This window comes from Pseudomonas sp. B21-036, assembly GCF_024748925.1.
Classification (GTDB): domain Bacteria; phylum Pseudomonadota; class Gammaproteobacteria; order Pseudomonadales; family Pseudomonadaceae; genus Aquipseudomonas; species Aquipseudomonas palmensis.
The window spans coordinates 732738-744466 of the sequence record NZ_CP087178.1; the positions used below are offsets into that span (position 1 = coordinate 732738).

At 64.2% G+C, this 11729-nt stretch carries 11 protein-coding genes; 7 read left to right on the plus strand and 4 right to left on the minus strand.

The features are described 5' to 3' along the window. The first annotated feature begins 9 nt into the window (after nucleotides 1-9). On the plus strand, nucleotides 10-495 hold the full coding sequence (locus LOY33_RS03295) for an N-acetyltransferase (protein WP_054916561.1): 486 nt from the start codon (nucleotides 10-12) through the stop codon (nucleotides 493-495). A 92-nt stretch (nucleotides 496-587) separates the two neighbouring features. On the opposite strand, the gene LOY33_RS03300 is transcribed toward LOY33_RS03295, so the two are convergent. Continuing rightward, nucleotides 588-1817, minus strand: coding sequence for an MFS transporter (locus LOY33_RS03300; RefSeq protein WP_116052719.1), 1230 nt, complete (start codon nucleotides 1815-1817; stop codon nucleotides 588-590). 373 nt (nucleotides 1818-2190) lie between these two features. On the opposite strand from LOY33_RS03300, the gene LOY33_RS03305 reads away from it, so the two are divergent. The 3 genes from LOY33_RS03305 to LOY33_RS03315 are packed head-to-tail and all read left to right on the plus strand — an operon-like array spanning nucleotide 2191 to nucleotide 4806. Next, nucleotides 2191-3627: a cytochrome ubiquinol oxidase subunit I gene (locus tag LOY33_RS03305; protein ID WP_043860578.1), complete on the plus strand. Its 1437-nt coding sequence runs from the start codon at nucleotides 2191-2193 to the stop codon at nucleotides 3625-3627. A gap of 3 nt (nucleotides 3628-3630) precedes the next feature. Then, nucleotides 3631-4638: a cytochrome d ubiquinol oxidase subunit II gene (gene cydB / locus LOY33_RS03310; RefSeq protein WP_043860577.1), complete on the plus strand. Its 1008-nt coding sequence runs from the start codon at nucleotides 3631-3633 to the stop codon at nucleotides 4636-4638. A gap of 12 nt (nucleotides 4639-4650) precedes the next feature. Beyond that, nucleotides 4651-4806, plus strand: coding sequence for a DUF2474 domain-containing protein (locus tag LOY33_RS03315; RefSeq protein ID WP_043860576.1), 156 nt, complete (start codon nucleotides 4651-4653; stop codon nucleotides 4804-4806). 135 nt (nucleotides 4807-4941) lie between these two features. Here LOY33_RS03315 and LOY33_RS03320 read toward each other — a convergent pair whose 3' ends face one another. Continuing rightward, nucleotides 4942-6066 (minus strand): methyltransferase, encoded by a 1125-nt coding sequence (locus LOY33_RS03320; RefSeq protein ID WP_078481819.1) that lies wholly within the window; start codon nucleotides 6064-6066, stop codon nucleotides 4942-4944. A 107-nt stretch (nucleotides 6067-6173) separates the two neighbouring features. Further along, complete coding sequence (locus LOY33_RS03325) at nucleotides 6174-6878, minus strand: LuxR family transcriptional regulator (RefSeq protein ID WP_258661444.1); 705 nt, start codon at nucleotides 6876-6878, stop codon at nucleotides 6174-6176. A gap of 246 nt (nucleotides 6879-7124) precedes the next feature. On the opposite strand from LOY33_RS03325, the gene LOY33_RS03330 reads away from it, so the two are divergent. Beyond that, a complete protein-coding gene (locus LOY33_RS03330) occupies nucleotides 7125-7901 on the plus strand; it encodes a ferredoxin--NADP reductase (RefSeq protein WP_043860573.1) in 777 nt (258 codons plus the stop codon). A gap of 48 nt (nucleotides 7902-7949) precedes the next feature. Here LOY33_RS03330 and mscL read toward each other — a convergent pair whose 3' ends face one another. Continuing rightward, nucleotides 7950-8363, minus strand: a complete 414-nt coding sequence (mscL, locus tag LOY33_RS03335; protein WP_054916565.1) for a large-conductance mechanosensitive channel protein MscL — start codon at nucleotides 8361-8363, stop codon at nucleotides 7950-7952. A 175-nt stretch (nucleotides 8364-8538) separates the two neighbouring features. Here mscL and radA point away from each other — a divergent pair, with 175 nt between their 5' ends. Together radA and LOY33_RS03345 are read left to right on the plus strand one after the other, a co-directional pair. Then, nucleotides 8539-9906: a DNA repair protein RadA gene (gene radA / locus LOY33_RS03340; protein ID WP_258661448.1), complete on the plus strand. Its 1368-nt coding sequence runs from the start codon at nucleotides 8539-8541 to the stop codon at nucleotides 9904-9906. A 91-nt stretch (nucleotides 9907-9997) separates the two neighbouring features. Next, nucleotides 9998-11707: a ShlB/FhaC/HecB family hemolysin secretion/activation protein gene (locus LOY33_RS03345; RefSeq protein ID WP_258661451.1), complete on the plus strand. Its 1710-nt coding sequence runs from the start codon at nucleotides 9998-10000 to the stop codon at nucleotides 11705-11707. Nucleotides 11708-11729 lie beyond the last annotated feature (22 nt).

The window sequence follows — 11729 nt, forward strand, 5'->3', positions numbered from 1 at the left end:
ACCAGGACCATGACCGTGCAGCTGATTCACTACGATGCGCTGACCCCGGCCCAGCGCGCAGGCCTGCCCGGCATCGAGGTGCTGGCGGCGCAGCGGGCGTTTTGCGGTGACATCGAGGGTGCGCTGCATACCCTGCTGAACCGGCCCGGCGACGATGTGCGCGGGCTGGCGCTGCTGGTGGGGGGCGTGCCGCAGGGCTTCCTGCTGCTCAAGCGTGGTGCACACCTGCCGCCGTGGGCCCGCCATGATGCGGCCACCTTGCATGCCCTGCAGGTTGACTGGCGGGCGCAGGGGCAGGGGCTTGGCCGCTGGTGCCTGGCGGCGCTGCCGGCGCGGGTGCGCGAAGTGTGGCCGCAGGTGCGTTGCCTGCAACTGTCGGTGGATACCGACAATCAGGCGGCGTTGAGGCTGTACCGCGCGGCGGGGTGGGTGGACAGCGGCGAGGGGTATCGCGGGCGGGTGGGGTATGAGCGGCAGATGACCCTGATGCTTTGATTTGGCTGGCCTCATCGCGGGTCAATCCCGCCCCCACAGATTCAGTGAGGCCCTTGTGGGAGCAAGCTTGACCCGTGATTGGGTGCGCGCGGTCAGCCCTTTTTCTGGGTATGCATGTGATCGCGCCCCGCCAGCGTCGGGAACAGCTTGATCCACACGCCCGTCACCACCAGCGTGCCCACCCCGCCCAGCACCACCGCCGGCACGGTGCCGAACCAGTGCGCCGTGACCCCGGACTCGAACTCGCCCAGCTGGTTCGAGGCGCCGATGAACAACCCGTTCACCGCGCTTACCCGACCACGCATCTCGTCCGGCGTCTCCAGTTGCACGAACGCGCTGCGGATCACCATGCTGATCATGTCCGCCGCGCCCAGCACCGCCAGCACGCCCAGCGAGAACCAGAACGAGGTCGACAGGCCGAAGGCAATGGTCGCCACGCCAAAGACCCCCACCGCCGTGAACATCACCCGCCCGACCTTGCGCTCGATGGGGAAGCGCGCCAGCCACACCGACATCAGCAGCGCCCCCACCGCCGGCGCCGAGCGCAACAGGCCCAGGCCCCACGGGCCGGTCAGCAGGATGTCCTTGGCGAACACCGGCAGCAACGCCGTGGCGCCGCCCAGCAGCACCGCGAACAGGTCCAGCGACACCGCGCCGAGCACGTCCGGGCGGCTGCGAATGAAGCGAATGCCCGCCAGCAGCGATTCAAGGCTCGCCCGGCCCCGGTTGGCCGGCTGGCGGGCGGCGCTCAGGCGCAAGGTCAGGCCGCAGGCGATCACGTACAGCACCACGGTCGGGCCATACACCCACACGCTGCCAAACGCATACAGAAAGCCCCCCAGCGCCGGCGCGACGATGGTCGCCGACTGCATGGCCGAGGCCGACGCGGCCACTGCCCGCGGGAACAGCGCCGAGGGCACCACGTTGGGCAGCAACGCCTGGGTGGCCGGCATCTCGAAAGAGCGCGCACTGCCCAGCAGGAACGCCAGCACGAAGATCAGTTCGCGGGTCACGCTGTGGGTGCTGCTGCCCACCACCAGCGCCAGGGCGATCAGCGCCTGGGCGAACTGGCACAGCGCTGCCACCCGGCGCCGGTCATAGCGGTCGGCCACATGCCCGGTGTGCAGCATGAACAGCACCCGCGGGGCGAATTCCACCAGGCCCACCAGGCCCAGGTCGAGCACGTTGCCGGTCAGCTGATAGAGGTGCCAGCCGATGGCCACGGTGAGCATCTGGAAGCCGCTGGCAGTGAAAATTCGCGCGCACCAGAACGCCAGGAAGGGGCGGTGATGGCGCAGCAGGAGCGGGGCATGGTCTGACATGTGCGATACAGAGCCTTTGCGGGGGCGGCGGGGCAGATTATCACCAGTTTGTAACAGCAGGTTGCGAAAGCCGTCATCCCTGTGCGGTAGGCGCACCGATTCGTGTGTGCGTAAAGGGGGTGAGGCAACCGGTCACGCGGCAAACCACCACACAACCATGCGGCCCGTTCAGGACTATGCTTTCAGGCAATCGTTGACCTGGATCAATTGTTGTTTTTGCAACTGTTTCAAATGCAACGATGTGGCCGGAGGGCCGAATTCCCTGCGATTGCAAGTTTTCAGAACAATTCCAACTCGCCGCACTCAATGACGTAGGGGCAGTTGGCGCCAAGGCCGTGACCCTGACGCCGGATAACCTGACAGAGGAAGCACTATGTTCGGATTAGAGGCTCTAGATCTCGCCCGAATCCAGTTTGCGTTTACGATCTCTTTCCACATCCTGTTCCCGGCCATCACCATCGGCCTGGCGAGTTACCTGGCGGTGCTCGAAGGCCTGTGGCTCAAGACCCACAACAGCGTCTACCGCGACCTGTACCACTTCTGGTCGAAGATCTTTGCCGTCAACTTCGGCATGGGCGTGGTCTCCGGCCTGGTCATGGCGTACCAGTTCGGCACCAACTGGAGCCGCTTCTCGGACTTCGCCGGCTCGATCACCGGTCCGTTGCTGACCTATGAGGTGCTCACCGCGTTCTTCCTCGAAGCGGGCTTTCTGGGGGTCATGCTGTTCGGCTGGAACAAGGTCGGGCGCGGCCTGCACTTCTTCGCCACCATCATGGTCGCCGTCGGCACGCTGATCTCCACCTTCTGGATCCTGGCGTCCAACAGCTGGATGCAGACCCCGCAAGGTTATGAAATCGTCAACGGCGTGGTGATCCCGGTCGACTGGTTCGCGGTGATCTTCAACCCGTCCTTCCCCTACCGCCTGGCGCACATGGCCACGGCAGCATTCGTGGCCACGGCCTTCTTCGTCGGCGCCTCGGCCGCCTGGCACCTGCTGCGCGGCAAGGACAACCCGGCGATTCGCAAGATGCTCTCGATGGCCATGTGGATGGCGCTGATCGTGGCGCCGGTGCAGGCGGTGATCGGTGATTTCCACGGGCTCAACACCCTCAAGCACCAGCCGGTGAAGATCGCCGCCATCGAAGGCCACTGGGAAAACGTCGGCGACGAGCCGACCCCGCTGATCCTGTTCGGCATCCCCGACATGAAGAACGAGACCACCCACTTCAAGCTGGAGATCCCGGCGCTGGGCAGCCTGATCCTGACCCACAGCCTGGACAAGCAGGTGCCGGCGATGAAGGAGTTCCCGCCTGAAGACCGGCCCAACTCCACCGTGGTGTTCTGGTCGTTCCGCATCATGGTCGGGCTGGGCATGCTGATGATCGCCGTGGGCCTGTGGAGCCTGTGGCTGCGCAAGCGCGGCACCCTGTACAGCTCGCGCCCGTTCCTCTACCTGACCCTGTGGATGGGCCCGTCCGGGCTGATCGCAATCCTGGCCGGCTGGTTCACCACCGAGGTCGGTCGCCAGCCGTGGGTGGTGTACGGGCTGATGCGTACCGCCGATGGCGTGTCCAACCACAGCTATGCGCAACTGGGCATCACCCTGGTGATGTTCGTGGTGGTGTACTTCGCGCTGTTCGGCGCGGGGCTCGGCTACATGATGCGTCTGGTGCGCAAGGGGCCGGAAACCGGCGAGGGCGACGAGCCGACCCATGGCGGGCCTGGCCAGCAACGCACCCCGGCGCGGCCGTTGTCGGCTGCCGACGACGACCATGCCGACGACCACGCCAGCCTGAGCAAGGGGAACTGACTCATGGGTATTGATCTTCCGCTTATCTGGGCCGTGATCATCATCTTCGGCATCATGATGTACGTGGTGATGGACGGCTTCGACCTGGGCATCGGCATCCTGTTTCCCTTCGTCAAGGGCGAGCGCGACCGCGATGTGATGATGAACACCGTCGCCCCGGTCTGGGACGGCAACGAGACCTGGCTGGTGCTGGGTGGGGCGGCGCTGTTCGGCGCCTTCCCGCTGGCCTATGCGGTGGTGCTCTCGGCGCTGTACCTGCCGTTGATGCTGATGCTGATGGGGCTGATCTTCCGTGGCGTGGCCTTCGAGTTTCGCTTCAAGGCCAAGGCCGACAAGCGCCACCTGTGGGACAAGGCGTTCATCGGCGGCTCGCTGGCCGCAACCTTCTTCCAGGGCGTGGCACTGGGCGCATTCATCGAAGGCTTCAAGGTGGTCGAACGCAACTACGCAGGCGGCTCGCTGGACTGGCTGACGCCGTTCAGCCTGTTCTGCGGGGTGGGGCTGATCGTGGCCTATGCCTTGCTCGGCTGCACCTGGCTGATCATGAAGACCGAAGGCCCGTTGCAGAGCAAGATGCATGACCTGGCACGCCCACTGGCCTTCGTGCTGCTGGCCGTGACCGGTGTGGTGAGTATCTGGACGCCGCTGGCGCATCCGGACATCGCCACGCGCTGGTTCAGCCTGCCCAACCTGTTCTGGTTCCTGCCAGTGCCGATCCTGGTGCTGGTCACGCTGTACGGGCTGGTGCGGGCGGTGGCACGCCATGCCCACTACACCCCGTTCCTGCTGACGTTGGTGCTGATCTTCCTGGGCTACAGCGGGCTGGGCATCAGCCTGTGGCCGAACATCATCCCGCCGTCGATCTCGATCTGGGACGCCGCAGCGCCGCCGCAGAGCCAGGGCTTCATGCTGGTGGGCACGCTGTTCATCATCCCGTTCATCCTGGGCTACACCTTCTGGAGCTACTACGTGTTCCGCGGCAAGGTGACCCACGACGACGGCTATCACTAGGAGGGCCTGGCAATGACTGGCAAAGACACCTTCGAACCGGAGAAAAAGCCGCTGATGCAGCGCCTGGGCTGGCTGCTGCTGATCTGGGCAGTGAGCGTGGCAAGCCTGGCCGTGGTGGCCTGGCTGATGCGGATGTTCATGGCGGCGGCGGGCTTGAGTACCCACTGAGCCAAGGTACTTCCCATCCCGCCCTGGGCGGGTTTACACCCTGCGCCGCGTGAGCTGCGCAGGGTTTTTTTTGCCTGTCTCGGCCGCCTGGCGCAGGAGCCGCTTGCCGGCGAAGGTGTCGGCTCCGTACCCGGCCTACTTGCGCGCCTTGAGCACCACGAACTTCGGCGTGGCTGCCACCTGCTCCACTCCCCGGAACAATCGCGCCAGCTTGCTGTGATAGCCCAGGTGCCGATTGCCCACGATGTACAGCGCCCCGCCCACCACCAGTGCCTCGCGTGCCTGCTGGAACATGCGCCAGGCGAGAAAGTCCCCCACCACCTGCTGCTGGTGAAACGGCGGGTTGCACAGCACCACGTCCAGGGACTGCGGTGCCTGCCCGGCCAGCCCGTCGTCGGCGCGCACCGTCACGGCTCGCTCGCCCAGCGCCGCCTGCCAGTTCTGCTCGGCCGACTGCACCGCCATGTACGACTCGTCCACCAGGGTGTAGTGCGCCTGCGGGTTGGCCAGCGCGCTGACGATGCCCAGCACGCCGTTGCCGCAGCCAAGGTCGGCCACCCGCGCATCGCCCAGGTCGCGGGGCAGATGTGGCAGGAAGGCACGGGTACCGATATCCAGCCCTTCGCGGCAGAACACATTGGCGTGGTTCACCAGCTCCAGCGGTGGTTGCTCCAGCTGATAACGGGTGGGGTAGGGCGAGGCTGCCGCCGCCCTGGGCTCGGCCGTGGCGATCAGCAGGCGCGCCTTCTTGCGCGCCAGCGATGCCTGCACCGGGCCGATGTACTTCTCCAGCAGGTCGCCGGCTGCCCGTGGCAGGTGCTTGATCATCGCCCCGGCGATTACCTGCGCGCCGGGTGCCAACTGGCCCTGCAGCCGGATCAACTGCTCTTCGAGCAGCGCCAGGGTCTTGGGTACGCGCACCAGCACCCGGTCGAACGGCCCCTGCCAATGCTGGCTGGCGGTGATGAAGGGCACGCTGTCGAATGCCTGGCCATTGCGCACCAGGTTCTTCTCCAGTGCCAGCCGGGCCAGGTAGGAGTCGCCGCTGCCCAGCACCTGGGCATGGGCGCGCAGGCTGATGGCCAGTGCGCCGAAGCTGTCGTTGAGTACCAGTACCCGGCTCGTGGCAGGCAGCGCCTGCGCGGCCAGGTGTTCGAGCAGGTACTCGTCGGCCGCGTCGAAGGCCTGCAAGGGGTCGTTGGCGTATTCGGGCTGGCGAAGCAGCTCGAGCTCGGCGAAGGGGGTGATCAACAGGGGCATGGCGTAGGGCTCTGGGCTTTGGCGCGCGCGCTGGGGCTTGGCGCTGGACGGGCGCAGATTCTACAGCGTTTTTGCAGGTGGGGAGGGGGGTGTTGGCGAGCAGAACCTCAGATCAACCCGTACTGGGTGGCGATGGCGACCGCGCTGGTCTTGTTGGTGGTGTTGAGTTTGCTGGTGATGCTGCGGATATGAAAATTGACCGTGCTTCTGGACAGCGTGAGGATGCAACTGATGTCTTCGGCGGTCTTGCCGGCAGCGGTCCACTGCAGCACCTCGCGTTCCCGGGGCGAGAGTGCCTGCACGCTGGCCTTGGGCGGATGCAACTTGGCAACCATCAGGGTGTGCAGCAGGTTGCACAGCCACAGGGTCTGGGCCGACTTTTCGTACAGTTCCGCCATGCTCACTTCGCCCTGCCGACGTGATACGCACAGTACGCTTTCGTTGCCGCGCAGGTCCTGGGTGCCCTGGCTCCAGCCATGGCACAGGCCATGTTCGCATGCCGTCTGTCGCAACTCGGGGGCTTGCTTGTACAACTGCGGGGACCACAGCACCGGCATGTTCGAATGATGGCAATGCACAAGCACCGGGTCGATGCGCTCGTACTCGTTCTTCTTGTAGAGCTCGTTCCATTCGGCCGGGTAGTTGTTGAACATCATGACCTGCGGGCCTTCGGCGACCGTCCTGCCGTTCAGGCGGTATGCCAGAAACTCCATGTCCAGTTGCTCGGCCAGTGACAGTGCAGTGGCAAACATCTGTTGCTGGTTTTCCTCCTGCGTCAGTTGTTGCAACTGCTCCTGCTTCCAATATGGCATTTGAGCCTCCGTGCACCTTTGCAATTTAGTCACCCTGGATCGAGTGTAGGAAAAGTCGCACGTTGTTCTAGGTTTTTTTTGCTATAGAAATGTTCCAGTGCTCTACATAAAAATAGGGTTGTACAACCCGCGTTACATGTTTTGTTACGTGGTTGAAACACATGAGCGTAATGCCATTACATCGCGGCGGTGTTTATCCCGTCAGCTTTGCGCGACACTGTGTTTACCTGAATTGTGGAGCACACCATGACTGCCAGTGCGGAGAAGTTCACCCGCCAGACCCTGCTCGATGTCCAGCCGCTGACCCCCAACCTGTTCAGCCTGCGCGTAACCCGTGATCCCGGTTTTCGGTTCCGGGCCGGCCAGTTTGCTCGCCTGGGCGTGACCCGTGCCGATGGCAGCGTGGTGTGGCGGGCGTACTCGATGGTCTCGTCGCCGTTCGACGAGTACCTGGACTTTTTCTCGATCGTCGTGCCCGGCGGCGAGTTCACCAGTGAGCTGAGCCGGCTGCGCGAGGGTGACCAACTGTTGATCGACCGCCAGGCGTTCGGTTTCCTGACCCTTGATCGCTTCGCCGACGGGCGGGACCTGTGGTTGCTGGCGACAGGTACCGGCATTGCACCCTTCATGTCGATACTGCAGGACTTCGAAGCCTGGGAGCGGTTCGACACCATCAAGCTGGTCTATTCGGTGCGCGAAGCCAGGGAGCTCGCCTATCAGCAGGAGATCGCCGGCCTGGAGCAGCGCGACTACCTGGCCGAACATGCGGGCAAGCTGCAGTTCATTCCGGTGGTCACCCGCGAGCAACACCCGGGTGCGCTGAACGGGCGTATCACCACCCTGATCGAGAACGGTGAACTGGAGCGTGCGGCCGGCCTGGCGCTGACCCCCGAACATTCGCGGGTGATGCTCTGCGGCAACCCGCAGATGATCGACGACACCCGCCAGGTGCTCAAGGCACGTGATCTTCAGCTGAGCCTCAGCCGCCGGCCGGGCCAGGTGGCGGTGGAAAACTACTGGTAGACAGCACAACGGCGCCCGAAGGCGCCGTTACGGTCAGGCAGGCCCGGTTCAGGGCTGCTGGTTCTGCGCCTTGAGCAGGTCGCGGATTTCGCCCAGCAGTTCTTCTTCCTTGGTGGGTACCGGCGGCAGGGTCGGGGCCACCGCTTCTTCGCGCTTGAGGCGGTTGATCACCTTCACGCCCATGAAGATCGCGAAGGCCACGATCAGAAAGTCGATCACCGTCTGGATGAACTTGCCATAGGCCAGCACCACCGCCGGCGCGTCACCCTCGGCCGCCTTGAGCACCACCGCCAGATCACTGAAGTCCACTCCACCGATCAGCAGGCCCAGGGGTGGCATCACCACATCGCCAACAAACGATGAAACGATTTTGCCGAACGCGGCGCCGATGATGATACCGACGGCCATGTCGACCACGTTGCCCTTGACCGCGAAGGCCTTGAATTCACTGATCACGCCCATGGTTTATTCCCTGTAACAGATGAGATTGGTCATCGCAGTGTAAATCAGCTATGCGCTTCATGCTCCGCGTTGCAGTAAAAGACCCCGGCTATGCCGAATAGTTTTGTCGCCCAGGCGGCGCCCCGCAGCTGGGTCGGCTCGGCTATCATGGCCCCTTTTTCCAGGAGACTGCCCCATGGCCAAGGCCAAGCGCATGTACGGCTGCACCGAGTGCGGCGCGACCTTTCCCAAGTGGGCGGGCCAGTGCGGCGAATGCGGCGCGTGGAACACCCTGGTCGAGACCATGATCGAAAGTGGCGGCGCTGCGGCGCCTGCCGGGCGCACCGGCTGGGCCGGGCAACAGGCGCAGATCAAGACCCTGGCCGAGGTCAGTGTCGAGGAGATTCCGCGTTTCAGCACCGCCAGCGCCGAGCTGGACCGCGTGCTCGGTGGCGGCCTGGTCGATGGATCGGTGGTGCTGATTGGTGGTGACCCGGGCATCGGCAAGTCCACCATCCTGCTGCAGACCCTGTGCAACATTGCCACGCGCATGCCGGCGCTGTACGTCACCGGGGAAGAATCCCAGCAGCAGGTGGCCATGCGTGCCCGTCGCCTGGGCCTGCCGCAGGATCAGTTGCGGGTGATGACCGAGACCTGCATCGAAACCATCATTGCCACCGCGCGGGTCGAAAAGCCCAAGGTGATGGTGATCGACTCCATCCAGACCATCTTCACCGAACAGTTGCAGTCGGTGCCCGGTGGCGTGTCGCAGGTACGCGAGAGTGCCGCCTTGCTGGTGCGCTATGCCAAACAGAGCGGCACGGCGATCTTCCTGGTCGGCCACGTGACCAAGGAGGGCGCGTTGGCCGGGCCGCGGGTACTGGAACACATGGTCGACACCGTGCTGTATTTCGAGGGCGAGTCCGACGGTCGCCTGCGCCTGCTGCGCGCGGTGAAGAACCGCTTTGGTGCGGTCAACGAGCTGGGCGTGTTCGGCATGACCGACCGCGGCCTCAAGGAAGTCTCCAACCCGTCGGCGATCTTCCTGACCCGTGCCCAGGAGGAAGTGCCGGGCAGCGTGGTGATGGCCACCTGGGAAGGTACCCGGCCGATGCTGGTGGAGGTGCAGGCGCTGGTGGATGAAAGCCACATGGCCAACCCGCGCCGTGTGACCCTGGGCCTGGACCAGAACCGCCTGGCCATGTTGCTGGCGGTGCTGCATCGCCATGGCGGCATCCCCACCCACGACCAGGACGTGTTTCTCAACGTGGTGGGCGGGGTCAAGGTACTGGAGACCGCGTCGGACCTGGCCTTGATGGCGGCGGTGATGTCGAGCCTGCGCAACCGCCCGCTGCCACACGACCTGCTGGTGTTCGGCGAGGTGGGCCTGTCTGGTGAAGTGCGCCCGGTGCCGAGCGGGCAGGAGCGCCTGAAGGAGGCCGCCAAACATGGCTTCAAGCGCGCCATCGTGCCCAAGGGCAACGCGCCCAAGGAAGCGCCGCCGGGGCTGCAGGTGATTGCGGTGACGCGGCTGGAGCAGGCGCTGGATGCATTGTTTGAATAAAATGTAATCAATTTGCCATGATGGCAAATTGACGCCATTGTTCTGTCTCTCTACTATCGCGCCTTCGTTTTTTGCTTCCAGGGATGGGAAGATGGCGTTTTTGGTATCTGGCACAAAGCTGTCCTGCTTCTGGCTGTTGTTGGGCATCCTTGCTGGCCCTGTATCGGCCGCGAGCTTGCCGGGGGACCAGGAACTGATTCGCGAGCGTCAGGGGCGGTTGCTTGAAGAGCAGCAGCGGCGCCTGCAGGAACTCAAGGAGCTGCCTGGCAGCACCGCCCCTACCCAGACTGCACCGGCGCCGGCCGATGCCCGCTGCTTTCAGATCGACACCATCGAGCTCAAGGGCGCCGACAGCCTCTCGAGCGCCCAGCGCAGCCGCGTGCTGCAGCCCTACATCGGCCAGTGCCTGGGCGTTACCCAGCTCAATGAAGTGCTCAAAGCCATCACCAACCTCTACATCGACAAGGGCTGGGTGACCAGCCGCGCCTACCTGCCGCAACAGGACCTGTCCTCAGGACACCTGCAGGTGCTGGTGGTGGAAGGGCGACTGGAAGGTCTGCGCGGTGCCGATGACAGTCAGCTGTCCGCACGCGAGCTGGGCATGACCTTTCCTGGCCGTGAAGGCGAACCGGTCAACCTGCGTGAAATCGAACAGATGGTCGACCAGCTCAATCGCTTGTTGTCGAACAAAGCACAGATGGAACTGAGCCCCGGTGCTGCCGTAGGAGGCAGTACCGTGCTGGTGCGCAATACCGCACAGAAACCCTGGCGCGCAGCGATCTCGCGCAACAACAACGGGCAGAAGAGCACCGGCGAGCAGCAGGTCAACCTGGGCTTCGAATGGGACAGCCCGCTGGGCCTGGCCGACCAACTGGTGCTGCGCGGTGGCCACGATGTGGTCAGTGACCACGCTGTCGGTTCGAAGAACGGCGTGCTGTTTTACAACCTGCCGTGGGGCTGGTGGAACTTCACCTACAGCTATAGCGAAAGCGAGTACCGCGCGCTCGGCCAGGGCAATGGCTATGACTTCAAGTACAGCGGCGACAGCCAGTCCCACCAGTTGCGTGCCGAACGCGTGATCCATCGCGACGCGCTCAGCAAGACCTCCCTCAATGCTGGTCTGGCGTACCTGCGCACCAACAATTACGTCGAACAGAGCCGTCTGCAAAACAACAGCAACCGCATCAGCGAGTCGCAGTTGGGCTTCAACCATGGGCGGCGTATCGGCAACGCCTTCGTAAACCTCGACCTCGGCATGCAGAACGGCATCGGCGCCTTTGATGCCCAGGGCAATGACAATCCCGGGCCTGGTCACGCCGATGCGCGTTTTCGCAAGTACACCGCCACCCTCAGCTACCTGCAGGGTTTCGAGCTGTGGGGCGAGTCGCTCAGCTTCAGCAGCCTGGCTACCGGCCAGCGCAGCGAGGACGTGCTGTACAGCCCGCAGCGCATCAGCCTGGGCGGCCTGGCCTCGGTACGCGGCTTCAAGGACCAGTCCTTGGCTGGTGACAGCGGTGGCTACTGGCGTAATGACCTGCGCTGGAGCCGCCCGGTTACCTGGCAGCGACTGCAACCAGTGTTGCGTGAATACGGTTTGAGCCTGGGTTACGACCAGGGTGTGATTCGTGGCGACCGTTACAACGGCCAGCGGCACGGTCGCGCCAGTAGCAACTCGGTGGAGCTGTTTGCGTTGGGCAAGCATGTGCAGGCGAGTGTGGTATTCGCACATACGCTGAAGCGCCCTGGCGCGCTGCCGGACCGGGAAGCCCCGGTGTACTTCCACTTTGGTCTTGCCATCTGACCTTTCCGATCAAGACTGCACC